This is a genomic window from Rhodophyticola porphyridii, assembly GCF_003688285.1.
In the GTDB taxonomy this organism is placed as follows: domain Bacteria; phylum Pseudomonadota; class Alphaproteobacteria; order Rhodobacterales; family Rhodobacteraceae; genus Rhodophyticola; species Rhodophyticola porphyridii.
In genome coordinates this window covers 377,922-399,664 of sequence record NZ_RCNT01000001.1, presented here as the reverse complement: position 1 = coordinate 399,664, position 21,743 = coordinate 377,922, and the positions used below count along the sequence as shown (strand labels likewise).

The following is a 21,743-nucleotide window of genomic DNA, read 5'->3' as shown; positions in this document are numbered from 1 at the left end:
CGATTGGTCTACACGTAGGCTAGACCAATCGGTCTATCTCTGTCAAAAGGAGATTTGTGACCTCCTTGATCCCCTCGACTCGTGACCGTCTGGTCCTGAATGCGGCCCTTTTGTTCCGCCAGAAGGGCTATCACGGCGTCGGCGTGGCCGAGATACTGGCCCGGGCGAAAGCGCCCAAAGGCTCCCTTTATCACCATTTTCCCAACGGAAAGGCGGACTTGGCCCTGGCCGCCGCTGATTGGGCGTCGGCGCAGATGCAGCGCGTGGCGGCAGACGCTTTCGAGACCGCCAAAAGCTTCGATGCCGGGGCCACGACCTTCTGTTTCAAGCTGGCCAAGCTCTTCGATCTCTCGGATCACTGGGATGGCTGCCCGGTCTCCTCCACCCTCTTCGAAGGGCCGCAGAATCAGGCGTTCCGGGAAAAGGCGGCATCGGTCTTCTCCGGCTGGATCGACCAGATCGCGGAATACGGGCGCGCCGCCGGACTGCCCCGGGACATCGCCCGGGACAGGGCCGAGGCGCTGTTTATCGGGCTGGAAGGGGCCTGGGTTCTGGCCCGCGCCCTGAAAACATCAGGCCCGATCAAGCGGTTGCCACGACTTTTGGGCTTTGCCCCCGGGTCGGGGGACGGCTGACGGCCCGGCCGCGCATGGATGACCCGGCCGCCGGACTGGTCGCGGCGCGTCATCAGACCGCTCAGACGACACCGCCCTCCACAACCTGACCAGGATGGGCCCGCGCCCAGTCGGCCAGAAACTCCGATACACCCGGGTCGCCGGCCAGTTCGATCGCCCGCCTGGGCAATGCGACGCCCTGGTTCAGCGTCAGTTCCAGACAGGTCGTATAGTCCCGCTCCGCCCGCTCGGGGCAGTTTTCGGAACCGTGGATGATGGTGCTCAGCAATGTGCCGCCGTAATTGTTGATATGGGTGAGATCGGGCTTGAGGCTGAGGAAGTAGTTCAGCATCTCCGGCAGGCCTTCCCATCCGGCCAGTTGCACGGGCGTCAAGCCCTCGGTATCGGGGCGGTCATACTCCACGCCCATCGCCACCAGCCGCTTCACATGGTCCAGCTTGCCGGGCAGATGCTGGATCATTCGGATGATGTTCCGATACGCCTCCGGCAGTCTGGCCGGGTCGATATAGACCCCGTCGGGCACCTCGCCATCGGCGGCCATGGCAAGCAGCCGCTCCTCCCGGCTCAACTCCGGCACATCGCCCCGCGCCCGGATCGCCGCGGCAAGCTCGGCATTGCCGAACACCCGCGCATAGCCATAGGCCGTAGCCCCCTCGAACACCCGCGACGCATCCGCGCCCGCCTCCAGCAGCATCTCGATCATGCGCCGGTCCGACATGCGCCGCGCCGCCTGATGAAGGGCCGGCACGACAAAAGGCGCCTCGCCGCCAACTTCCGCATCGTTGAAATCATCGGCCATGGCGCCTGCGTCCAACAGCAGACGCACCGCCTCGTGATCGTGAAAATCCATCGCCCGCAGCAATGCGTTGGTCCCGCGCGGATCGGCGCCATGATCCAGCAGCATCCTCAGACCCTCGCGGTGCCCAAGCTCTGTCGCGTGATAGAGCGATTCGTTGTCGTTCGGGTCGGCCCCATGTTCCAGAAGCCAGCGGCCGAGCACCATGTTGTCGGCATGCCCGATCGCGAAATAGAGCGGCGAAAGCATGTGATCGCTGCCCTCACCCGCAGGCCTGCCCGCATTCACGTCCGCGCCGCGTGCCAGGAACATCTCGGCGATGGCCAGCATATCGGCCTCCCGCTCGGGCCACAGATGGATCATCCGCGATTGCGCCAGATGCAGAAGGGGCGGGGCGACCCCGAGGTTCGCCGTGGCGCGCCCCGGATCGGCCGAAAGCGCCGCCGCCACCGCATCCCGGCGATAGAGCGAGATCTCCAGCCCCAGATCGCCCTCTGCCAGATCGGGGGTATCGGCCAGCAATTGCTCGACCACATGGGTCTGCCCGTGATGGACGGCGATCTTCAGCCGTTGGCGTTTGGCGGCCCTGTCCATGCCAAGGCTTTCCACCGCAAGCTTCAGATGCGGCCAGCTGGCAAAGCTGTTCTCCCGCGCGATCACATGCAGGTAATCCGCAAGCTTCAGGTCCGTGCCCTCGGGGCGCGGACGGTAGGCGGCAATCCGTGCGGCAGCGACGCGATCCCCGGACGCATGGGCTTTTCTCAGCGCCTTCGCATCACGGCGCAATTGTTCGATGGATTTGGTCATCGGCTTCCTCATCATATAAGCCCGCCGGTTCGCTTATCCGGGCATGAGAAAGACCGAGAGGTCTGTCATATGATCTTCAGAAGGGGTGCCGATGACAGCTTTCCGCGAACCTGGATGCCGCCCCTAGCAGCAGGGGTATCTTACTTTAGCGGGTCGACATCGGCAAGCCTGCGGATAAGCTCTGCCCTATGGCAGACAAGAACGATCTCGCGCAGGAGCGCACCGATTGGGCCGAAGACCGCACGGTTCTGGCCAATGAACGCACGTTCGCGGGCTGGATGCGCACGGGGTTGGGAACGGTTGCGATCGCCATCGGCCTGAAGGCCGTCTTCGGCCCGTTCGAGCCCACATGGGTTGCCAAGGCCACGGCCAGCATTTTTCTGGTGGTGGCCATCTTCATCTACTGGGCTGCCCGTGCGCGGGCCTGCCACACCCTGGACCGGCTGCACAGCAACGACGCCGAACCGACCAGCCCGAAAGCGATGACCTTCACCGCCAGCGCGCTGACCGCGGGCACGCTGGCCACCGGCGTCATCCTCTGGGCGCTATAGCAGTGGTGGACCTTGCCGTCAGGCTTCAATAGTCTCTCCGCGAATTGGGGGATCGAGGTTCACATGTCCGACACAACCGATACCGGCTATCAGGTTCTGGCGCGGAAATACCGCCCCGAGACCTTTGCCGATCTTGTCGGTCAGGAAGCGATGGTCAGGACCCTGAAAAACGCCTTTGCCGCAGACCGGATCGCACAGGCCTTCATCCTCACCGGCATTCGCGGAACCGGTAAGACCACGACTGCACGGATTGTCGCCAAGGGCCTGAACTGCATTGGGCCGGATGGTACCGGCGGGCCCACCACCGACCCCTGCGGCCGGTGCGAACCCTGCGTGGCTATCGCCGAGGGGCGCCATGTGGATGTGATGGAAATGGACGCCGCCAGCCGCACCGGCGTGGGCGACATCCGCGAGATCATCGATTCCGTCCACTATCGTGCCGCTTCCGCCCGCTACAAGATCTACATCATCGACGAAGTGCACATGCTCTCCACCAGCGCCTTCAACGCGCTGCTGAAAACGCTCGAAGAGCCCCCGGCCCATGTGAAGTTCATCTTCGCCACGACCGAGATTCGCAAGGTTCCGGTGACGGTTCTGAGCCGGTGCCAGCGGTTCGATCTGCGCCGGATCGAGCCTGAAGAGATGATCGCGCTTATGCGCCGGATAGCAACCGCCGAAAATGCCGAAATCGCCGATGATGCTCTTGCACTGATCACCCGCGCGGCCGAAGGATCGGCCCGTGATGCGACCTCTCTTCTGGATCAGGCGATTTCTCATGGCAACGGTGCCACAACCGCCGACCAGGTCCGCGCGATGCTCGGCCTTGCGGATCGGGGGCGGGTTCTGGATCTCTTCGACATGATCATGTCTGGCGATGCGCCCGGCGCGCTGAACGAACTGGGCGCGCAATATTCCGATGGCGCCGACCCTTTGGCGGTCCTGCGGGATCTGGCGGAAATCACCCATTGGCTGAGCGTGATCAAGATCACGCCCGAGGCGGCCAACGATCCGACGATCGGCCCAGATGAACGCGCCCGCGGGCAGGGTATGGCCGAAAAGCTGGCGATGCGGGTGCTGTCGCGGATGTGGCAAATGCTCCTCAAGGCGCTGGAAGAGGTGACACTCGCCCCCAATCCGATGATGGCGGCAGAAATGGCCGTGATCCGGCTGACCCATGTGGCGGATCTGCCAAGCCCCGAGGATCTGCTGCGCAAACTGTCCAACAGCCCCGCGCCGGCACCCGCTGGCGCACCGGCGCCAACCCCGCCACAGGCTTCGCCCGGCCGGGGCCCATCCGGCGCCTCCGGTATGTCCGTGCCCACGGCACGTGGCAGCGCGCAACCGATGCTTGCGGAGATCCCGGACACAGCGCTTGCCCATTACCCGAGCTTCGACAGCATCGTGGCCCTGATCGAAGCCAATCGCGACATCAAGCTTCTGATCGAGGTCAAGACCGCTCTGCGTCTGGTGAGCTACCAGCCCGGGCGGATCAGCTTCCAACCGACGGAGCGCGCGCCGGCCGATCTGGCGCAGCGGCTTGGCCAGTGTCTGAAGGGCTGGACCGGGGTTCGTTGGGCTGTCTCGGTGGTCAACGAAGGCGGCGGCGACACGATCGAGGAGCAGCAGAATGCCGAGCTGGCGGCGCTGAAAGCCAAGGCTGAGGATCATCCGATGATGCAAGCCGTGCGCGCCGCGTTTCCGGATGCCCGGATCACCGAGATACGCACCCACGCGGAGATCGCCGCCGAGGCCGCCGTAGAGGCATTGCCGGAAGTTGATGATGAATGGGATCCGTTTGAGAACGATTGACCGAAAAGGACTGACACATGCTGAAAGGTTTGGGCGGGCTTGGCGACATGGCCAAGTTGATGAAACAGGCTCAGGAAATGCAGGGCAAGATGGCCGAAATGCAGGAAAGCCTGAATTCGATCCTTGTGACCGGCGAAAGTGGCGCGGGACTCGTTAAGGCCACGGCCACCGCCAAGGGCGAGTTGACGGCGCTGGAGATTGACCCGTCGATCTTCAACCCGGACGAAAAAGAGGTGGTCGAGGATCTGATCCTGGCCGCGATCAAGGATGCGCAAGCCAAGGCGCAGGACCGGTCGCAACAGGAGATGGCCAAGTTGACCGAAGGGCTGAACCTTCCACCCGGCATGCAGATGCCAGGCATGTAGCGCCATGTCCGACGCCACGCGCGAGATCGAGGCGCTGATCGACCTGATGGCGCGGCTGCCAGGGCTTGGGCCCCGGTCAGCGCGGCGTGCGGTGCTGCATCTGATCAAGAAGCGCGGTGCGTTGATGCGGCCTCTGGCCGACGCGATGGCCGGTGTGGCGGCTGCCGCACGGGAGTGCCTGAATTGCGGGAATATCGGCACATCCGATCTCTGCGGGATCTGCACCAGCGCAAAGCGCCAGAACGGGCAGCTTTGCGTCGTGGAGGATGTAGCCGATCTCTGGGCGATGGAACGCGGGCAGGTTTTTGCCGGGCGCTATCACGTGCTGGGCGGCACGCTGTCGGCACTCGATGCGGTCGGCCCGGAGGAGCTTCGCATACCCAAGCTGCGCGAACGGGTCGCTCGGGAGGATATCACCGAGGTGATCCTTGCCCTGAATGCCACGGTCGATGGCCAGACCACGGCCCATTACATCGCCGAGGAGCTGGAGGCCACCGGTGTGGCGGTCACCTCTCTTGCGCAAGGCGTGCCCGTCGGCGGGGAGCTGGATTATCTCGATGACGGGACCATCTCGGCCGCGCTCAAGGCACGCAAAACCTTCTGATCCGAATTCCGGGCACACGCGCCCGGCTCCATCCTAAGCCGATGAGCAGAAAATCCATCCTCCTCGGCCGGATGGATCGGCCAGAAAGCGCGATGTCCCGCAATCGGGTCAACTCGCGATCACCCGTCCCGCTGCGTTTTCTGCTCCCACACTATACCGGGCGAGCTCCAGAAACTCCCCTCTCGCCGCGCCCTGCTTAGCGAATGGGGCTGAAAAGTGCATCCCGCATCCGGCAATCCCGCATCACATCGTCGCCGCACCGCCTCGGCTCCAACCCCCGCGTCAAGCAGACCCGCACCTCCTGCACGCGCCCATCACGGCAAGTCACGGTCAGCATATCCGGCTCCAGCTCAGGATTTGCCTCCAGGAACGCCTCCTCGATCACGGCCGCGGGCAATCGCACCTCCCTGTCCAACTCACGAAAGAGCGCCGGACGAAAGATACGCCCGTAAGCTTCCCGGGAGAGCGCGAAGTAGTCCTCCGCCGAAAGCCCGGAGCAAACTCCATGCTTGCGCCATTGATGCCAGGCCAGACCGCTGGAGCCCATGATATCGCTCATGTCCCCCGTCATCGCGCGGGAAGGCATCCGCTCCGTGGTCGGGCAGTAACTGGGCCAGCCCCGCTCGAATTGCGGCCAAAGCCCGTGCAGCGTAAAGCCGAACCCGCGGCCCGGATCGCATTGATCGGATCCGCGCGCGTCCCCCTCGATCGCGCACCATGACGGGGTCCAGCTCAGTGACAGGACATAATAGTCGAACGCGCCCGCCGGCTCTCCGTCGGCGCGGGCCGCACCCGCCACGAGGACAAGCGCCAAAAGCATCCGGATCATTTGCCTCTTCCCTCCAACGACCTGCGGGCTTATATAGCGGCCAACTTCCCCGAAATCGAGGAACCGCGAGGGCCAGCCCCGCAGCCGATTTTCCCGGCACGTCCGAAGTGCATCTGAGAGGAGCCCCGAGATGAACAAACCGATCATGGCCAAAGCCACCGCCGTCTGGCTGGTCGACAATACAACGCTGAACTTTCGCCAGATCGGCGTGTTCTGCGGCCTGCATGAACTTGAGGTTCAGGGGATCGCGGACGGGGATGTCGCGGCAGGCGTCAAAGGCTTCGATCCGATCGCCAACAATCAGCTGACCGCCGAGGAAATCGCCAAGGCCGAGGCCGATCCTAGCTACGATCTCAAACTGAAGTTCAACCCCGCCGCCGTGGGCGAGGAAAAGCGCCGCGGGCCGCGCTATACGCCGCTGTCCAAACGGCAGGACCGGCCCGCGTCGATCCTGTGGCTGGTGAAGTTCCACCCCGAACTGACTGACGGGCAGATTTCGAAGCTCGTGGGCACCACCAAGCCGACGATCCAGTCGATCCGCGAACGGACCCATTGGAACATCTCCAACATCCAGCCCATCGACCCCGTCGCCCTTGGACTGTGCAAACAGTCGGAACTTGACGCCGCTGTTCAGAAGGCCAACGCCAAGAAAGCCAAGGACGGCGAGGTGATGAGCGACGAGGAGCGGCGCAAGCTGGTTTCGACCGAGCAATCGCTTGGCATGGACCCGGAGCCGAAGATCCCGAGTGCGATCTCGGGGCTGGAGACTTTCTCCTTCGGCAGCAATGACGAGGACGAGCCCGAGGAAAAACTGGTCGATGCCGACAGTCTGTTCAATCTCCCGGACAATCCCGAGGATGACGATGAGGATGAACAGCGCTGAAAAGCCACTTGTACTAGCGCTCGGCGCGGGGGGTGATAGGCTACGGCCAGACACATCAATCGCGGCCCGGACATGATAACCGGACGACCCACTTTCTGCTCCGGACCCGTCATTCCGGCCTGGCGCGCCTTTGGCGCGGTTCTTGCCTGTATTCTGGCCTTCTCCCTGACCGGCCCGGTTGCCGCACAGGTGAGCGAGGGCCCTGCCTTCACGCTCGGGCTGCTCACGGTGCTACCCACCCCTGCCGGAACGGAGAGAACCTGCACCGGGTATCTCGGTCAAACCGTGCAATTGCGCGCCGCACCGAATGACGAGGCGGACGCCGTCGGCAGCGTGATGGAGGGCGACCGGGTGGTGTTCGCCCATGAGCCGCTAGACGACTGGCACTACGTGACGGTTACGTCAGGCCAGGGCGTGATCCCCCAATCGGACGGATGGCTTCACCTTCCGGATGGCATCGACTGTGCAGAGACCACCGATTGATCGACCGCTCAGCCCGCGTTGGCTAGGATCTCGGAGGTCAGAGCGTTCAGCCGCGCCAGACCTTCCCGTAAATGCGGCTCCGGCAGGGCGGAGCTGAAGCGGAAATGCCCCTCCAGGCCGAATTTGTTGCCGGGAATGACCAGAACGTCCTGTTCCCGCAGCAGGCGCAGGGCGAAAGCCTCGGCCCCCAGGGGCAAATCGAATTTCACGAAGGACATGGCCGAAGCCTGCGGCGGCACGACGGAGAAAACGCCCGGATGCTCCTGTAGTGCTTCGGTCAGGGTCTCGAAGCCGCGCCGGATCAGGCCCCGCGCCCGCTCTGTCAACTTGGCGCGGGTTGCCGGGGCGAGCGCATGTTCTGCCAGTTTCATCGACATCATGCTGGCCGAAATCGACGCGTATTCATGCCGCCGCCACAGTGCCGGAATCATGTCTTGGGGGGCCACCAGCCACCCCAGCCGCAGGCCCGGCAGGCCATAGGCCTTGCTCATCGAGTTGATGGCGATCACCCGCGCCTCCTGCCCCCAGAAACTGGCTGTCGGGATGTCGGTCGCACGTTCGGTTCCGGCATAGACCTCGTCGGCCACGATCCACGCGCCGACGCGCTCCGCCGACGCCAGTATCGCCGCCCGGTCCGCAATCGACAGGACGCCGCCGGTGGGGTTGTTCGGGTTCACCACATGAATGATTTTGGTGCGGTCATCGACGGACGCGGCCAGTGCGTCACGATCCACCGCCCACCCCTCGTCCTCGATCAGGTTGACGAGGCGCAGCTCGATACCCAGATTGCGGGCGTTGCCGGCCATCTGCTCATAGGTCGGGCGGAAAACGACCATGTTGTCGCCTGGCTCAAGCAGCGTATTGGCGATCAGTGTATTGGCTTCGGTGGCGCCGACGGTGACAAGCACGTTTTCCGCACCCGCGCCGTCGTAAAGGGCCGCGATCCGCTCGCGCAACGTCTGGAATCCGTTGACCTGCGGATAGTCGACCAGCGTGTCGAAGAGGGCCTCGGTATCGATCTGCGCCATGGCGAAAAGCGCGGCATAGCTCATCGGATGCACGCCGCTTTCGGAGAAGTTGAAGCGTACTCCGTGCTCCATCTCCGACAGGAACTGTTCGACGGCGAAGGGATGAAACGGCATAGCGCGCCCCCTAATGCGCAGCGGTTGTTACGCTGTCGAGCAATGTGCGCCCGCCGTCCACGGTCAACACCTCGCCGGTGACGAACCCGGCCCCGTCTGAGGCCAGAAACTGCACCGCGCCCGCCATTTCGCGGGCGGAGCCGATCCGGCCAAGGGGCGTGCATTCGCGGATTTCCTTGCGCAGGCCGTCGGTTTCGGAAAGCGAGTTCTTCAGACTGGCCGACATCAGCGACCCGAACGCCACTGCGTTGACCCTGATGCGGTGCGGGGCCAGCGCCACCGCGAGGCTGCGCGTGGCCTGATCCAGGGCCGCCGCGCTGATCGAATAGCCCAGCAGGTTCGGATGGGTCCGCCGCGACGCGATGGAGGAGATGTTCACGATCGAGCCGATCGAGCCCTCTTCCACGCCATCCTCCTCGGCCTGGGCGATCATCCGTTTGGCCACGACCTGGCTCAGGCGAAGGGCGGTGAACATGTTCTGGTCCAACAGCGCCTCGACCGAGCCCTCGTCGGGGTCCAGCGGGTCGGTCTCCATCATCTGGCGGCTTGCATTGACGAGGATATCCACCCGGTCAAAGGCGTCCAGCGTGGCCGACAGCAGATTGGCCACCGTCAGTTTCTCGCGCAAGTCGCCTGCGAAGTATTTGGCGTTTTCCGTCTGCTCATCGGGTTTGCCGCATTCATCGGCCAGGCGCGCTTCGTCCCGATCCGCCATCATGACATTCGCTCCTCGTTCCAGAAAATGCCGGGCGATCGCCAGGCCAACGCCATTGGCCGCGCCGGTGATGATGGCCGTCTTGCCTTGGATCGAAAGAGACATGTCTCGCTCCTGATGATCAGCGCTTGGCCCGTTTGGGCTTGGACGCCTGATAGAGTTTGTAGCCATGGATCTCGGCCAGCATCGCGCCGGCCGCGAAATGGTCCTTCAGCGCGGCCTCATAGGGCAGATGCCGGTTGGCCACCATGAAAAACTGCCCCGAGGGTTTCAGGATGCGTGCCGCCGCCGCGATGAAGGCGCGCCCAAGCCCGGGATCGGCATTGCGCCCGGTATGAAAGGGCGGGTTCGCAACGACAACATCATACGGTTCGTCGGGTCGGTAGGTCGTGGCATCACCCCAGATGAACTGCGCGCGCGGATCGTCGATATTGGCCCTCGCGGCATCCAGTGCGGCAGCTTCCGCCTCGATCAGGTCCAGCCGCGCGATGTCGTTCTGCTCGGTCAGCAGTTCCGCGGCGATATAGCCCCAGCCTGCGCCCAGATCGGCGACCCGGCCTTTCAGTGCGGGGACCAGCGCGATCAGCAGCTCGGATCCCGGATCCGGCCCGTCGGAGGAGAACACGCCCGGCACCGTGACATACCCGCCCTCCACCTCCTGCGGTTCGGCGATCCAGGTCAACACCGTTTCAGGCAGATCCGCGGGCCGGCTGATCCAGAAAAGCTTGCCGTGGGCTTTCGACAGAACATGCTCCACGGATAGCACCGCGCGCACCGTTTTCAGCACGCTCTCGATCCCCTCGGCCTTCTGCCCATCCACCATCAGCAGGCCACCGATACGCAGATGTGCCAATGCTTCGGCGATCAATGACAGGCTTTCGGCCTTCGATTTCACGATCTGTACCAGCGCCGCGTCAAAAATGCCCTCTGCCGCGGTCGACACGGCGATACCGCGCTCTGCCAGAAGCCGGTGGTCGGGATAAAATCCCTGCACCGCCGTCACCTCGCCCAGTCCGCCGAAATCTGCCCCGCCCCGCGCGCGCAACACCAGGGTCCGCGCCTCATCGGGCAGGGTCAAAATGCCGCTCTCCAGCGCCAGGGTCCATCTGTCAGGGGTCATGAGCCGGAACAGGCCGCGCGGCCTATTCCTCTTTCTCCATCGTGCATTGCAGCGGGTGCTGATTGCGCCGCGCGAAATCCATCACTTGCGCCACCTTCGTCTCGGCTATCTCATAGGAAAACACGCCAACCACCGCCACACCCTTCTTGTGAACGGTCAGCATGATCTCCACCGCCTGGGAATGGGTGATGCCGAAGAATCGCTCCAGAACATGGACGACGAATTCCATCGGCGTATAATCGTCGTTCAGCAACAACACCTTGTACAAAGGCGGTCGTTGGGTTTTCGGCTTTGTCTTGGTTATGACGGCGGTTTCGTCATCCGTATCGGACTTGTCGGCCATCATCGTCCAGGCTTGAGTTTGCATTCGGTCTCCCACGGGGGTTTATGCCTCGTGCTAGGCCGCAGTATATAAGGCGTCTGCCGCGACAGAAAAGAGGGTCGGACAAGGAACTATGCCGCAGGGATTGCAAACGATCGGTTTCGACGCGGATGACACGCTCTGGCAAAATGAGAGTTTCTACCGCCTGACACAGGAGCGGTTTGCCGATCTGCTGGCCGATTACACCGATCGCGACCATCTGCACCGCAAGCTGCTTGAGGCCGAACGCCGAAATCTGGGCCGCTACGGGTTCGGCATCAAGGGCTTCATGCTATCGATGATCGAAACCGCCATCGAAGTGACGGACCAGAATGTTCCCGCCAGCGTCATTGCCGAACTGCTCTCCGCAGGGCAGGAGATGCTGGCACATCCCGTTCACCTCCTGCCCCACGCGATGGAGGCCGTTCGCACGCTTTCGGAAACCCACACTCTGGTTCTGATAACTAAGGGCGATCTGCTTGATCAGGAACGCAAACTTGCCCAGTCCGGTCTGGGGGATTTCTTCGACGGGGTCGAGATCGTCTCGCAGAAGACCCCGGCCATCTACATGCAGGCCTTCACCCGGCACGGATCGGGCCCGGATCACGCGATGATGATTGGCAACTCCTTGAAATCGGACGTTATCCCAGCACTCGAAGCGGGTGCATGGGGCGTCTACATCCCCCATGGCCTCACGTGGGAGCTGGAACATGCCGAACCACCGGTCGGCCATGAAAGATACCGCGAATATGCGGATCTGGGCGAGGTGGTGGAGCTTCTTCGCAGCCTCTAGGCCTCCCCCGGGACAATTTAGCCACCCGTTATCGACGCGCTTGACTTCATTCGATTAACATGTTTGTTAATTAACAATGAACGAAAGTACCGACCCCCTCGCCATCCGGTTCGCCGCCCTGGGCGACCCGACCCGACTCGCCATTGTCAACCGCCTGAAGGAGCGCGGCCCGCAGAGCGCGGGCGACCTGGGCGATCTGGCCGATATCTCCGCCCCTGCCATGTCCCGGCACCTCAAAGTGCTGCACAGGGCCGGTCTTGTCCGTCGCGACGTGGACAAGCAGCGCCGGATCTACTCCGTGGAGCCCGAAGCCCTGCAGGCCATCGGCAGCTGGAGCATCGGGCGCGAGGAGTTCTGGACTGCCAGCCTGGACCGCCTGACCACGCATCTATCGCCAAAGGAGTAACCCACCCGTGCCCGATCTGGATCTCACACGCCATATCCCCGCCCCGCCCGACCGGGTTTTCCACGCCATCACCGATCCGGCGCAGCTTCTGCGCTGGTGGGGACCGGAGGGCGTGACGATTCGCGACGAACAGCTCGACTTCCGCCAGACCGGGCCCTGGACCTCCACGATGGTCTCGCCCGAGGGCAAACGGTTCAAGGTCTCCGGTCAGATCACTCATGTCACACCCGGAAGCTCGGTCGGCTTCACATGGGCCTGGCATGACGAGGATGACCAGCGCGGCCATGAAACCCATGTCACCATCGCGGTGGAACCATCGCCCGAGGGGGGCACCACGCTCACGCTTCACCATCGCGATCTGGCCGATGAGGCGGCGGCGGCCAATCACAACGATGGCTGGACCTCGTCCCTCAACAAGCTTGAAAAGCTCTTTTCCACCTGACCCAACGCGGAGGATCCGACCGATGCCGAAATACATCTATATCTATCACGGTGGCTCAAAACCCGAGACCGAAGCAGAGCAACAGAGAGTCATGGCCGCGTGGGGCGCTTGGATGGAAGATCTCGGCCCCAAACTTGCCGATGGCGGTGCGCCTGTGGGCCAGTCGAAAACCGTCACCAAAGACGGTGTCAGTGATGATGGCGGCGCCAATCCGATTTCGGGATACTCCATGGTCGAGGCCACCGATCATGACGAAGCCGCGAAAATGGCCGCCGGTTGCCCGATCCTCGACGATGGCGGAACGGTCGAGATTGCCGAGATCCTACCGATGTAGCCATGCGACCCGGGGCGACAGGCGCGCGGCAGCCTGTTGCCTCACAAGCTCCGCGCGGCATCGTGTCTTGCGCGTATGGCAACCGCCCGTCAGGGTATCCGTCATGGCCTCCGCCCCGGGGGTAACTCTCATCCGGACGCCTGATGATCGATGCTGCCCTTCAACCTCTGCAACACCGCCTGCTGGCTCCGCCTGCGCGGTTCCTGCACCGCCGGGGCGTGGAGCCCGACCAGATCACGATTGCGGGCTTTCTCATCGGCGTCCTGGCCCTTCCGGCGATTGCATTCGGCCTCTACGGTCCGGCGCTTGTGCTAATCCTGCTGAACCGTCTTGCCGACGGGTTGGATGGTGCCGTCGCGCGGCTTGGCCTACCGACCGACCGGGGGGCGTTTCTGGATATCGCACTCGATTTCGTTTTCTATGCATTGATCCCGCTTGGCTTCGCCTTCGCAGACCCGGCTGCCAACGCGTTGCCGGCCGCCGTTCTGATCGCAGCGTTTATGGGATCAGGCACCAGCTTTCTCGCCTTTTCGATCATCGCCGCCAAGCGCGGTCTTAAGGCCGAAGACTACCCCTCGAAGGGGATCTATTATCTTGGTGGCCTGACCGAAGGGTTCGAGACGATCATGCTGTTCATTCTGATCTGCCTCTGGCCTGCGCTTTTCCCTCTTCTCGCCTATGCCTTCGCCGCGGCCTGTGTGGTGACGACTGTCACCAGATGGGTGCAGGGCTGGCAGGCTTTCGACGACCGTTAACCAAGGCAGCACCCGGGAGTGTATGGGTCACCCGGGGCATGGCGATGTCACCCGCGCATACCTGGGTTACCGCACCTTGAGCACCATCTTCCCGATATGAGCGCTGCTTTCCATCCGCGCATGAGCACCCGCCGCATCGTCGAGCGGAAACTCGCTGTCCATGACAGGCCCGATCCGGCCCGCATCCAGCAAAGGCCACACCTTTTCAAGAAGCTGGTCCGCGATATCGGCCTTGGCGGCATCACTTTGCGGCCGCAAGGTCGATCCGGTGATCGTCAGACGGCGAACCATCAGTGGCGCAAAATTCATCTCGACCTTGGGCGATTGCAGAAAGGCAATTTGCACCAGCCGCCCGTCATCTGCCAAAGCCTTGATGTTGCGCGGAATATAGTCGCCCCCAACCATATCGAGGATCAGATCCGCACCGCCTTCCGCGCGCAGGATCTCCACGAAGTCCTCCTCGCGGTAATTGATCGTCCGTTCGGCGCCAAGCTCCATGCATGCGGCGCATTTTTCCGCCGTTCCTGCCGTAGCGAACACCCTGTTTCCGAAATGGTTCGCAAGCTGGATCGCCGTCGTCCCGATCCCGCTCGATCCCCCATGTACGAGAAACCGCTCTCCTCCGGACAGGCGCCCGCGCATGAACACGTTGGACCAAACCGTGAAAAACGTCTCGCACAGCGCCGCCGCCCGGTCCATCGACATTCCCGTCGGCACAGGCAATGCATGGTCCTGATGGGTCCGCGCAAATTCCGCGTAGCCCCCTCCGGGCAACAACGCGCAGACCGCATCTCCAACGGCCCATTTCGTCACACCCGGCCCGACCGCGGCAACCACCCCTGCGGCCTCCAGACCCGGCAGGTCGGAAGCACCGGGGGGCGGTGCGTAATTGCCGGCCCGTTGCAACGCATCGGGGCGGTTCACACCCGCGAAATCGACCGCGATCACGATCTGCCCCGCCAGCGGTTCGGGCACCGGGCGTTCGGTCACGCGCAGCATCTCCGGCCCTCCGGGGCTGCTGATCTCGACGGCGCGCATCACGGAAGGCAGGGGCATTGGCAGTTCCTTGTCAGGTATCGGTTCTACCCCGTCCGGTCCAACTGCCGGGCAGGTCAACTCGGGGCATCTTGGCAGGCGCCTTCACCTGGCTCAACAGCCAGTTCGGCCCGGCCAGAAAAGGCTTCAGCAGCTTGTTGTCATTCACCTGTTTCTTGAACTTTTCGAACTGCATCACATTCTCGATTCGCCGATCCAGAAAGGCCCATGTCGCCGCATTCCCCTCGGACTGATCGCCCAGCCAATAAAGCACGGTCGCGCTGTAAACGCCCGAGAGTGTGCCGCGTTTCGTGTACCAGTTGATGTCATCGGAAGGATCGCCCAGCCCATCCCAGATGGCGTCACAGGTTTCCCAGACGGCCCGGGCACCATCGGCGGCATAAAGCGGCAACGCAAAGAGGGTTGAGCCGCGGCGCACAGCCTCCTTGTGATCCTCGATCAGCTCCAGCCGTTTGCGGACTGCAAAGGTAATCCGTTCACGAATGCGCATCTCGCTGAGATCGGTCGTGCGCAAAAGGTCTCTCAACGCCTCGTCCCCCCGGCGATGAAACGCCAGCGCCAGATCGACCGGACCGCGCGGAAACAACGCCCGGGCGGTCGCTTCATCGATCTCGGTATCCTGCATCGCCGCCTTGAACGTAACCTCGGACCACCCGTCGAATGGCACATGGTCCAGTGCTGCATCAATCAGTCTGTTACTTGGATCTGCCATGGAACTCTCCGCGAATTGGATGGATGTGCATTGCTGGACAAGCTAGGGGGGCTTTGCTATACGGCCACCTCCTGCAATCTCTTGCAACTCAAACTTAGGAAGGTGGTGACACCACATGCAGGTTAGTGTTCGCGACAACAATGTCGATCAGGCGCTCCGTGCGCTGAAGAAGAAGCTGCAGCGCGAAGGCGTTTTTCGGGAAATGAAGCTCAAGCAACATTACGAAAAGCCCTCCGAGAAAAAAGCGCGCGAAAAGGCGGAAGCGATCCGCCGGGCCCGCAAACTGGCTCGGAAAAAAGCGCAGCGCGAAGGCATGATGTAAATCATCCGTCGATATGCGAACAGGCGGGTTTGACCGCCCATGAGATGCCCCCGCGCCGACCGGCCCGGGGGTTTATCGTTTCCGGGGTTCTCTACTCCCTTCGGAATTCGTCCGGCAGGTAAAGCTGCGCACGACCCTGGGCCTGCAACAGCTCCAGATTGTCGTCTGAATCATCGTCATAAACCCTGGAGGTCCGTACCCCCGGCAGCTCTTCGAACCGATCCATCATCCGGTTCGGGAACCAGCCGGTGCCGATGCTTTCGAAACCCGGCGTTTCCGACAGGATCCGCGAGATCGACAAAGCGCATTGCGCTTGCGAGACCGGCCCGTATTCGCGCACGGCCTGTGACAGGCGCGCAGCAATCTCAGGCGAAATCTCTATTTCCTGCACAACCACGTGGTAGGTCTCACGCGCATGGTAATCCATATAAAAGTCGAACAGTTGCGGAGACATGCCGAACAGCACATCGTTTCGCTCGGGGACGTTTGGGTGGTGCCAACTGCCAGCAGGATCGAACAGAAGCCGTTCGGCGCCGTCGATCAGCAGCGCGGAATGCCCGCCCGAACCTGACCTGTTGTTGATCGCGGTCAGCAAGGTCACCGTCGAAGGTCCGGGCGGCACGTAACTCGCCCGAGCAACGGCCTCATCCGGCGCCCAGACCGATTCTGCCGCGCAGGCCGACAAGGCCGTCAGCGCGACCAGCAGCACGTACACTCTGCGGAAATTCATCGAGCGAAAATCGCCAGAAATATCACGATCACGATGCAGGCAATCCCCACGTTCACCAACCAGCGGATAAAACCGCTGAAGGTCTTCTCCTGCTCGGTAATGTCCATTTCGCCGTGTTTGTGCTGCTTCTCAGCCATTCGTTGTCTCCAGAGATCCGGTCAAATTCGTTGTTTTCGCGATACCCGATTTCACACTGGCTGTCACGGGCCCCAAAGCGCCGCAGGTGTCACGTTTCTTCGAGATCCGCCACAAGCCGGAACCCGATGCGCTGCGCCGGGGCATCGGTCGCCTTGGGAAGGGCACGCAAAGTCACGTTCAACTGGCTGACATGCTGGATAAGCTGCGTCTTGAGCCCGGCCGTGTCGGTCCCGTAGAAGGTCACGATATCGGGCGAGAAAACGCCCATCCCTTCGATTCGGAGCAGGCCCGCATCGCTGCCCGCAAAGCCCATCGCGGCTTCATGCTCGGCATCCAGCTGCTCCTCGAAGCTCTTGATGTAGAGGATAATCCGCTCGTAGGCCCATTCGGCAGCGGATTTCTGATCCACGGGTTTCTGTGTCACCGCCACGGGCAAAGGTATCTGTTCGGCTGATCTGGGGGCATTCGGGTCGCAATGAACTGCGCCCGCATCGGGCAGCGCCGAACCTTCCATCACCTCCGCGGATGTCATGATTTCATCGTCCATCACTTACCTTTCATTTGCCAGACCCACGCGCCGTCACCCCGCTTTTCCCGGGTGATCTCCTCAAGGGCAAGCAGATGGTTGAGATGCGCCAGCGATTCGACCAGAGCCAGACCATAGGTTCCGGCGTCGATCTTCCGCTTGAACAGCGGCGCGAAACACTCCGCCGCCGTGCGCGGAACACTCAGGTGGCCACGCAGACGATCCAGCGCGCCATGATGATTTTCGATCATTTGCCGAAGCCGGTCAGGCAAGCCGCAATAGGGCAGTTTGTGGCCGGGCAATATCAACTGATCCTCGGTCGCGTGCGGTTGAAAGGCGCTGCAACTCTCCAGCCACTCACGCACCGGGTCGGCATTGGGTTCGGTCGCGTAAACCCCCAGATTGGGAGAGATCGATGGCAGCAACTGATCCCCACCCAACACGAGGTCGTCCCCGTCTGACCAGAGCGTCGCGTGCTCGGGCGCATGGCCGTGACCTATCCGAACATGCCAGTCGCGCCCGCCCGCCGTGATCACGTCGCCCTCGGCGATCCGGGTATAGCCAAGCGGCAGGGCATGCACCATGTCGGCAAAGTTGAACGGACGTTCCTGCGCCCGTTGCGCCAGTAGCCCGGGCTCCATCCCGGCGCTGCGCCAGAACCCAAGGGTTTCCGCGGTCGGGCGCTCCTGTTCGTCCAGAACCAGCATCCGGGCCATCAGCCACGCAGTGCGGGTCGTGAGCAGTGCCGCCCCGTTTTCCACGAACCAGCCGGCCAGGCCGATATGATCGGGGTGATGATGAGTGGCGATAACGCGCGTTACGGGGTCGCCACCAAGTGGACCCGCCAGAAGATCGGCCCAGATCCCCCGCGCCTTGCGGCTGTCGAATCCGGTATCGACCAGCGTCCAGCCCGCCATATCGCGCAGCGCATAGATGTTGACATGATCCAGCGCCATGGGAAGCGGCAGCCGGATCCAGAGAATACCATCGGCGATCTCTGTCGCCGTGCCGGTTTCAGGCGGGCTGTCGAAGGGATATCGGATCACGCGGCGAAATCATCGTCGCGCAGCGCATAGAGGTCTTCTGCGCCAAGCCGCACCTGCGCCAGCAGGCTGTGTAGTTCGGGCAGCTGCCGCAAAAGGAAGCTCTCGGCCAGTTTGGCCCGAACGCCGCCCGACTCGGCCATGGCGGCCTTCAGGTGGTAATGCCCGCCAAGCGCCAGCGCGAAAGCCCGCAGATAGGGCACGGATCCGGCGAAGCGGTCATTCATCTCCATACCCGTCAGCATATCGGTTGCCTCGCCGAGCGCCGCCACCGCGTCGGTCAGCGGGCCGCCGATATCGCTGGCCGACGCGGTTGCCGCGATCTCCGCCAGCAATGCTTTGGCGGCAGAGCCCCCATCCATCATCTTGCGTCCCACGAGGTCCATGGCCTGAATGCCGTTGGTGCCCTCGTAGATTGCGGTCACCCGCACATCGCGCAGATATTGCGCGGCACCGGTCTCTTCCACGAAGCCCATGCCGCCGTGAACCTGAATGCCCATATCGGCAACCGCAATGCCGGTATCGGTGCCATAGGCCTTGCAGATCGGTGTCAGAAACGCCGCGCGGGCGGTCATGTCTGCATCGCCTGTGGCATGGGCAAGGTCGATCGACACCGCCAGATCGAGTGTCAGCGCGCGCGCCGCGAACACCTCGGCCTTCATGCCGGTCAACATGCGCCGCACATCCGCATGGTCCAGAATGGTGCCAAAACCCTCGTCGGTCGGCACCCGGCCCTGCTTGCGTTCCAGTGCGTAATTCAGCGCATGCTGATAGGCGGCTTCGGCGATACCCACGCCCTGCACGCCCACCCCGAGCCGCGCGTTGTTCATCATCGTGAACATTGCCGCCATTCCCTCATGGGGTTCGCCCACCAGCCAGCCGGTCGCGCCATCATATTGCATCACCGCCGTGGGAGAGCCGTGAAGGCCCAGTTTATGCTCAAGGCTCACGACCTTCAGACTGTTGCCGACGCCGGCAGATCCGTCTGCGTTGGGGAGGTTGCGGGGCACCAGAAACAGGCTGATCCCCTTGGTGCCCGGCCCGCCATCCGGCAGGCGCGCCAGTACCAGATGAACCACATTCTCGGTGAAGTCGTTGTCGCCCCAGGAGATGTAGATCTTCTGCCCGCTCACCGCGTAGGTCCCGTCCCCCTTGGGCTCGGCCCGGCTGCGGAGCGCGCCCACGTCCGATCCGGCCTGCGGCTCAGTCAGGTTCATCGTTCCGCACCATTCGCCCGAGACAAGCTTGGGCAAATAGAGCTCCTTGATCTCGTCGGAGGCGTGGTTCTCCAGCGCCTCGATCTGGCCTTGCGTCATCAACGGGTTGAGCTGCAACGACAAACAGGCCGAGGCGATCATCTCGTTGACCGCCGTGGTCACCGACATGGGCAGACCAAGCCCGCCATATTCCGGGTCCGCGGAAATCGCCACATAGCCGCCTTCGGCAATTGCGCGGTAGCCACCGGCGAAACCCGGGGATGTGCGCACCACGCCGTTTTCAAGCCGGGCAGGCTGCAGGTCGCCGGTCCTGTTCAGGGGGGCCAGAACCTCCTCCGCCATCTTGCCGGCTTCGGTCAGAACGGCCTGCACGGTATCCGGCGTCGCCTCAGCGAATTTCTCGGTTGCGGCGACACGGTCCATGCCGACCACATGGTCCATCAGAAACGCGAACTCGGATACCGGGGCGCGATATGGCATATCAGATCCTCCAACTGCGGGCGGCGCATTGCACCGAAGGGCGCTTCACGCTATGTCCCGACGGCCTTGCTCTTGCGGTAGCTAGGAAACCGGCACCGCTTCCTTCAACCGATACGTTACGTCACGGATGCCTGAACGCCAGCCTGAATTTCTTGTAGAAGAAAACGATGGGGTCACCCGCGCCGCCGCGCTCCTGAAACGCGGTGCGCTGGTCGCACTACCCACCGAAACCGTCTACGGGCTGGCCGCGGACGCGCGAAACGATGCCGCCTGCGCGATGATATTCGAGGCCAAGGGCCGGCCCCGTTTCAACCCGCTGATCGTGCATCTGGTCAGCATTTCGCAGGTCTCGCAGATCGCCGAGTTGTCGCCCGTTGCCCGCGATCTCGCCCAGGCCTTCTGGCCCGGCGCGCTGACACTGGTTCTGCCGCTGAAGCCCGGCCACGGCCTGTCGCCACTAGTGACAGCCGGGATGGATAGTGTTGCCATCCGCCTGCCTGCACATCCGACCGCGCGCGCCGTTTTGCAGGCGTTTGGCGGGCCGGTCGCCGCACCGTCGGCCAATCCCTCCGGCCGGATCAGCCCGACAACGGCGGCCCATGTTGCCGAGGGGCTTGGCGACCGCGTGGCCGCCGTTCTCGACGCCGGGCCCTGCGCGGTGGGGGTGGAGTCCACCATTCTCGCCCCGTCGGAGGCAGGCACGCGCTTGCTGCGTGAAGGCGGCCTGCCCCGCGAAGCCATCGAGCCGCTGACAGGGCCGCTGATTGTCGACACCACGCCGGGCCGGATCGAGGCGCCCGGCCAGTTGAGCCGCCATTATGCGCCCTCGGTCCCGGTGACGCTCAACAGCGCGCTGGATGACGCGTCGGCGGTGCGCGTCGGGTTCACCAAGGCCGATGGCGGGGATCTGTATCTGTCTCACTCCGGCGATCTGGTTGAGGCGGCAGCCGCGCTCTTTCATGTCCTGCACCTCGCCGATGCAATGGCCTGCGCGGGACAGAAATCGGCCATCCACGTCGCCCCCGTGCCGGAGACCGGGCTTGGCCGGGCCATAAACGACCGGCTTCGCCGCGCAGCCGCGCCCTAGGCGTGCCCCGCCTCGGAGGACAGCATCAGCGGATCGATCCCCATACTGTCCAGCGCGGCCTCCCACTTCCCGTCCATTCGCCGGCCGAAGACCAATGTGGGAGAGGCCGCGCAGGTCAGCCATCCGTTTCGCAGGATCTCGCTTTCCAACTGTCCGGGGCCCCAACCGGCATACCCAAGCGCCAGGAGCGCCTGTTTCGGCCCATGGCCGTCGGCCAGATCGCGCAGCACATCCAGCGTCGCGGTCATTGCAAACCGGTTATCCACGCGCAGCGTGCCATCCTCGGCGGCATCGCGGGTGCGCGGCGCATATTCCGCGGAATGCAGAACGAACCCACGGCCCGTTTCGAGCGGCCCGCCGAAGCAGACGGGCAGATCGGGCGCCGCGTCCACCGGGATCTCGAGCTGCTCCAGCATCTCCGCAAAGGTCAGCTCGGTGATTGCCTTGTTGACGATAAGGCCCATTGTTCCGGTTTCCGAATGTGCGCACAGAAAAACCACGCTGCCGTGAAAGCGCGGATCGCCCATGCCGGGCATTGCGATAAGAAGTTGACCGGTCAGATCACTGGGCACCGTTTCAGGGGTCATCCGCCAACCATGTGA

The 21,743-nt window shown here is 63.2% G+C and carries 28 protein-coding genes; 14 read left to right on the top strand and 14 right to left on the bottom strand.

Going from position 1 to position 21,743, the window contains the following annotated elements:
* Positions 1 to 56 precede the first annotated feature (56 nt).
* Entirely contained in the window at positions 57 to 635 is a 579-nt protein-coding gene (locus D9R08_RS02040; protein ID WP_233557166.1) for a TetR/AcrR family transcriptional regulator, read from the top strand.
* A gap of 61 nt (positions 636 to 696) precedes the next feature.
* Here D9R08_RS02040 and D9R08_RS02035 read toward each other — a convergent pair whose 3' ends face one another.
* Positions 697 to 2,238, bottom strand: a complete 1,542-nt coding sequence (locus tag D9R08_RS02035; protein ID WP_121896321.1) for an ankyrin repeat domain-containing protein — start codon at positions 2,236 to 2,238, stop codon at positions 697 to 699.
* A 188-nt stretch (positions 2,239 to 2,426) separates the two neighbouring features.
* Here D9R08_RS02035 and D9R08_RS02030 point away from each other — a divergent pair, with 188 nt between their 5' ends.
* The 4 genes from D9R08_RS02030 (at position 2,427) to recR (ending at position 5,567) form a co-directional block, all read left to right on the top strand.
* Positions 2,427 to 2,789 (top strand): YidH family protein, encoded by a 363-nt coding sequence (locus tag D9R08_RS02030; protein WP_121896320.1) that lies wholly within the window; start codon positions 2,427 to 2,429, stop codon positions 2,787 to 2,789.
* A 63-nt stretch (positions 2,790 to 2,852) separates the two neighbouring features.
* On the top strand, positions 2,853 to 4,598 hold the full coding sequence (locus D9R08_RS02025; RefSeq protein ID WP_121896319.1) for a DNA polymerase III subunit gamma/tau: 1,746 nt from the start codon (positions 2,853 to 2,855) through the stop codon (positions 4,596 to 4,598).
* 17 nt (positions 4,599 to 4,615) lie between these two features.
* Complete coding sequence (locus D9R08_RS02020) at positions 4,616 to 4,963, top strand: YbaB/EbfC family nucleoid-associated protein (RefSeq protein WP_121896318.1); 348 nt, start codon at positions 4,616 to 4,618, stop codon at positions 4,961 to 4,963.
* Positions 4,964 to 4,967: 4 nt separating this feature from the next.
* Entirely contained in the window at positions 4,968 to 5,567 is a 600-nt protein-coding gene (gene recR / locus D9R08_RS02015; protein WP_121896317.1) for a recombination mediator RecR, read from the top strand.
* Positions 5,568 to 5,763: 196 nt separating this feature from the next.
* Here the strand turns inward: recR and D9R08_RS02010 are convergent, their stop codons facing one another.
* Positions 5,764 to 6,396 carry a ribonuclease T2 family protein gene (locus tag D9R08_RS02010; RefSeq protein ID WP_121896316.1) on the bottom strand — a complete coding sequence of 211 codons (633 nt, stop codon included), beginning with the start codon at positions 6,394 to 6,396 and terminating at the stop codon, positions 5,764 to 5,766.
* Positions 6,397 to 6,526: 130 nt separating this feature from the next.
* Here D9R08_RS02010 and D9R08_RS02005 point away from each other — a divergent pair, with 130 nt between their 5' ends.
* Positions 6,527 to 7,279 (top strand): DUF1013 domain-containing protein, encoded by a 753-nt coding sequence (locus tag D9R08_RS02005; protein WP_121896315.1) that lies wholly within the window; start codon positions 6,527 to 6,529, stop codon positions 7,277 to 7,279.
* A 72-nt stretch (positions 7,280 to 7,351) separates the two neighbouring features.
* Complete coding sequence (locus tag D9R08_RS02000) at positions 7,352 to 7,762, top strand: DUF4453 domain-containing protein (protein ID WP_121896314.1); 411 nt, start codon at positions 7,352 to 7,354, stop codon at positions 7,760 to 7,762.
* Between the two features lie 8 nt (positions 7,763 to 7,770).
* Here D9R08_RS02000 and D9R08_RS01995 read toward each other — a convergent pair whose 3' ends face one another.
* From D9R08_RS01995 to clpS, 4 genes are read right to left on the bottom strand one after another with little or no spacing between them, the layout of a single operon-like run.
* Positions 7,771 to 8,904 (bottom strand): aminotransferase class I/II-fold pyridoxal phosphate-dependent enzyme, encoded by a 1,134-nt coding sequence (locus D9R08_RS01995; RefSeq protein WP_121896313.1) that lies wholly within the window; start codon positions 8,902 to 8,904, stop codon positions 7,771 to 7,773.
* Positions 8,905 to 8,914: 10 nt separating this feature from the next.
* Positions 8,915 to 9,724 carry an SDR family NAD(P)-dependent oxidoreductase gene (locus D9R08_RS01990; protein WP_121896312.1) on the bottom strand — a complete coding sequence of 270 codons (810 nt, stop codon included), beginning with the start codon at positions 9,722 to 9,724 and terminating at the stop codon, positions 8,915 to 8,917.
* 16 nt (positions 9,725 to 9,740) lie between these two features.
* Complete coding sequence (locus D9R08_RS01985) at positions 9,741 to 10,739, bottom strand: methyltransferase (RefSeq protein ID WP_121896311.1); 999 nt, start codon at positions 10,737 to 10,739, stop codon at positions 9,741 to 9,743.
* A gap of 22 nt (positions 10,740 to 10,761) precedes the next feature.
* The gene (gene clpS / locus D9R08_RS01980) at positions 10,762 to 11,106 is read right to left on the bottom strand and encodes an ATP-dependent Clp protease adapter ClpS (protein ID WP_227286856.1); all 345 of its coding nucleotides are present in this window, start codon (positions 11,104 to 11,106) and stop codon (positions 10,762 to 10,764) included.
* A gap of 88 nt (positions 11,107 to 11,194) precedes the next feature.
* Between clpS and D9R08_RS01975 the strand changes: the two genes are divergently transcribed.
* The 5 genes from D9R08_RS01975 to D9R08_RS01955 all read left to right on the top strand — a co-directional run bounded on the left by D9R08_RS01975 (position 11,195) and on the right by D9R08_RS01955 (position 13,830).
* A complete protein-coding gene (locus D9R08_RS01975; RefSeq protein WP_121896309.1) occupies positions 11,195 to 11,893 on the top strand; it encodes an HAD family hydrolase in 699 nt (232 codons plus the stop codon).
* A gap of 76 nt (positions 11,894 to 11,969) precedes the next feature.
* Positions 11,970 to 12,299, top strand: coding sequence for an ArsR/SmtB family transcription factor (locus D9R08_RS01970; protein WP_121896308.1), 330 nt, complete (start codon positions 11,970 to 11,972; stop codon positions 12,297 to 12,299).
* A gap of 7 nt (positions 12,300 to 12,306) precedes the next feature.
* Positions 12,307 to 12,741 carry an SRPBCC family protein gene (locus D9R08_RS01965; RefSeq protein ID WP_121896307.1) on the top strand — a complete coding sequence of 145 codons (435 nt, stop codon included), beginning with the start codon at positions 12,307 to 12,309 and terminating at the stop codon, positions 12,739 to 12,741.
* Between the two features lie 22 nt (positions 12,742 to 12,763).
* Positions 12,764 to 13,075 carry a YciI family protein gene (locus tag D9R08_RS01960; protein ID WP_121896306.1) on the top strand — a complete coding sequence of 104 codons (312 nt, stop codon included), beginning with the start codon at positions 12,764 to 12,766 and terminating at the stop codon, positions 13,073 to 13,075.
* Positions 13,076 to 13,218: 143 nt separating this feature from the next.
* On the top strand, positions 13,219 to 13,830 hold the full coding sequence (locus D9R08_RS01955; protein ID WP_121896305.1) for a CDP-alcohol phosphatidyltransferase family protein: 612 nt from the start codon (positions 13,219 to 13,221) through the stop codon (positions 13,828 to 13,830).
* A gap of 66 nt (positions 13,831 to 13,896) precedes the next feature.
* Here the strand turns inward: D9R08_RS01955 and D9R08_RS01950 are convergent, their stop codons facing one another.
* Entirely contained in the window at positions 13,897 to 14,886 is a 990-nt protein-coding gene (locus D9R08_RS01950; protein WP_407690585.1) for an NAD(P)H-quinone oxidoreductase, read from the bottom strand.
* A 13-nt stretch (positions 14,887 to 14,899) separates the two neighbouring features.
* Positions 14,900 to 15,598, bottom strand: a complete 699-nt coding sequence (locus tag D9R08_RS01945; protein WP_121896304.1) for a COQ9 family protein — start codon at positions 15,596 to 15,598, stop codon at positions 14,900 to 14,902.
* 115 nt (positions 15,599 to 15,713) lie between these two features.
* Here D9R08_RS01945 and rpsU point away from each other — a divergent pair, with 115 nt between their 5' ends.
* Entirely contained in the window at positions 15,714 to 15,920 is a 207-nt protein-coding gene (gene rpsU / locus D9R08_RS01940; RefSeq protein WP_121896303.1) for a 30S ribosomal protein S21, read from the top strand.
* Between the two features lie 91 nt (positions 15,921 to 16,011).
* Here rpsU and D9R08_RS01935 read toward each other — a convergent pair whose 3' ends face one another.
* From D9R08_RS01935 to D9R08_RS01915, 5 genes are all read right to left on the bottom strand, one after another.
* Positions 16,012 to 16,650, bottom strand: coding sequence for a hypothetical protein (locus D9R08_RS01935; RefSeq protein WP_121896302.1), 639 nt, complete (start codon positions 16,648 to 16,650; stop codon positions 16,012 to 16,014).
* Positions 16,647 to 16,787, bottom strand: a complete 141-nt coding sequence (locus D9R08_RS01930; RefSeq protein WP_121896301.1) for an aa3-type cytochrome c oxidase subunit IV — start codon at positions 16,785 to 16,787, stop codon at positions 16,647 to 16,649. The genes D9R08_RS01935 and D9R08_RS01930 overlap by 4 nt, the downstream gene beginning before the upstream one ends.
* Before the next feature lie 89 nt (positions 16,788 to 16,876).
* On the bottom strand, positions 16,877 to 17,335 hold the full coding sequence (locus D9R08_RS01925) for a DUF6173 family protein (protein WP_121896300.1): 459 nt from the start codon (positions 17,333 to 17,335) through the stop codon (positions 16,877 to 16,879).
* Positions 17,335 to 18,357: an MBL fold metallo-hydrolase gene (locus D9R08_RS01920; protein WP_233557237.1), complete on the bottom strand. Its 1,023-nt coding sequence runs from the start codon at positions 18,355 to 18,357 to the stop codon at positions 17,335 to 17,337. The genes D9R08_RS01925 and D9R08_RS01920 overlap by 1 nt, the downstream gene beginning before the upstream one ends.
* Positions 18,357 to 20,054, bottom strand: a complete 1,698-nt coding sequence (locus tag D9R08_RS01915; RefSeq protein WP_121896299.1) for an acyl-CoA dehydrogenase — start codon at positions 20,052 to 20,054, stop codon at positions 18,357 to 18,359. The genes D9R08_RS01920 and D9R08_RS01915 overlap by 1 nt, the downstream gene beginning before the upstream one ends.
* Positions 20,055 to 20,181: 127 nt before the next feature.
* Here D9R08_RS01915 and D9R08_RS01910 point away from each other — a divergent pair, with 127 nt between their 5' ends.
* Positions 20,182 to 21,141, top strand: a complete 960-nt coding sequence (locus tag D9R08_RS01910) for an L-threonylcarbamoyladenylate synthase (protein ID WP_121896298.1) — start codon at positions 20,182 to 20,184, stop codon at positions 21,139 to 21,141.
* On the opposite strand, the gene D9R08_RS01905 is transcribed toward D9R08_RS01910, so the two are convergent.
* A complete protein-coding gene (locus D9R08_RS01905) occupies positions 21,138 to 21,728 on the bottom strand; it encodes a YqgE/AlgH family protein (RefSeq protein ID WP_121896297.1) in 591 nt (196 codons plus the stop codon). The genes D9R08_RS01910 and D9R08_RS01905 overlap by 4 nt on opposite strands.
* Between the last annotated feature and the right edge of the window lie 15 nt (positions 21,729 to 21,743).

Coding starts and splice junctions, on each gene's coding strand:
- D9R08_RS02035 (WP_121896321.1), bottom strand. CDS start 2,238: ATGACCAAATCCATCGAACAATTGCGCCGTGATGCGAAGGCGCTGAGA.
- D9R08_RS02030 (WP_121896320.1), top strand. CDS start 2,427: ATGGCAGACAAGAACGATCTCGCGCAGGAGCGCACCGATTGGGCCGAA.
- D9R08_RS02025 (WP_121896319.1), top strand. CDS start 2,853: ATGTCCGACACAACCGATACCGGCTATCAGGTTCTGGCGCGGAAATAC.
- D9R08_RS02020 (WP_121896318.1), top strand. CDS start 4,616: ATGCTGAAAGGTTTGGGCGGGCTTGGCGACATGGCCAAGTTGATGAAA.
- recR (WP_121896317.1), top strand. CDS start 4,968: ATGTCCGACGCCACGCGCGAGATCGAGGCGCTGATCGACCTGATGGCG.
- D9R08_RS02010 (WP_121896316.1), bottom strand. CDS start 6,396: ATGATCCGGATGCTTTTGGCGCTTGTCCTCGTGGCGGGTGCGGCCCGC.
- D9R08_RS02005 (WP_121896315.1), top strand. CDS start 6,527: ATGAACAAACCGATCATGGCCAAAGCCACCGCCGTCTGGCTGGTCGAC.
- D9R08_RS02000 (WP_121896314.1), top strand. CDS start 7,352: ATGATAACCGGACGACCCACTTTCTGCTCCGGACCCGTCATTCCGGCC.
- D9R08_RS01995 (WP_121896313.1), bottom strand. CDS start 8,904: ATGCCGTTTCATCCCTTCGCCGTCGAACAGTTCCTGTCGGAGATGGAG.
- D9R08_RS01990 (WP_121896312.1), bottom strand. CDS start 9,724: ATGTCTCTTTCGATCCAAGGCAAGACGGCCATCATCACCGGCGCGGCC.
- D9R08_RS01985 (WP_121896311.1), bottom strand. CDS start 10,739: ATGACCCCTGACAGATGGACCCTGGCGCTGGAGAGCGGCATTTTGACC.
- clpS (WP_227286856.1), bottom strand. CDS start 11,106: ATGCAAACTCAAGCCTGGACGATGATGGCCGACAAGTCCGATACGGAT.
- D9R08_RS01975 (WP_121896309.1), top strand. CDS start 11,195: ATGCCGCAGGGATTGCAAACGATCGGTTTCGACGCGGATGACACGCTC.
- D9R08_RS01970 (WP_121896308.1), top strand. CDS start 11,970: ATGAACGAAAGTACCGACCCCCTCGCCATCCGGTTCGCCGCCCTGGGC.
- D9R08_RS01960 (WP_121896306.1), top strand. CDS start 12,764: ATGCCGAAATACATCTATATCTATCACGGTGGCTCAAAACCCGAGACC.
- D9R08_RS01955 (WP_121896305.1), top strand. CDS start 13,219: ATGATCGATGCTGCCCTTCAACCTCTGCAACACCGCCTGCTGGCTCCG.
- D9R08_RS01950 (WP_407690585.1), bottom strand. CDS start 14,886: ATGCCCCTGCCTTCCGTGATGCGCGCCGTCGAGATCAGCAGCCCCGGA.
- D9R08_RS01945 (WP_121896304.1), bottom strand. CDS start 15,598: ATGGCAGATCCAAGTAACAGACTGATTGATGCAGCACTGGACCATGTG.
- rpsU (WP_121896303.1), top strand. CDS start 15,714: ATGCAGGTTAGTGTTCGCGACAACAATGTCGATCAGGCGCTCCGTGCG.
- D9R08_RS01935 (WP_121896302.1), bottom strand. CDS start 16,650: ATGAATTTCCGCAGAGTGTACGTGCTGCTGGTCGCGCTGACGGCCTTG.
- D9R08_RS01930 (WP_121896301.1), bottom strand. CDS start 16,787: ATGGCTGAGAAGCAGCACAAACACGGCGAAATGGACATTACCGAGCAG.
- D9R08_RS01925 (WP_121896300.1), bottom strand. CDS start 17,335: ATGGACGATGAAATCATGACATCCGCGGAGGTGATGGAAGGTTCGGCG.
- D9R08_RS01915 (WP_121896299.1), bottom strand. CDS start 20,054: ATGCCATATCGCGCCCCGGTATCCGAGTTCGCGTTTCTGATGGACCAT.
- D9R08_RS01910 (WP_121896298.1), top strand. CDS start 20,182: ATGCCTGAACGCCAGCCTGAATTTCTTGTAGAAGAAAACGATGGGGTC.
- D9R08_RS01905 (WP_121896297.1), bottom strand. CDS start 21,728: ATGACCCCTGAAACGGTGCCCAGTGATCTGACCGGTCAACTTCTTATC.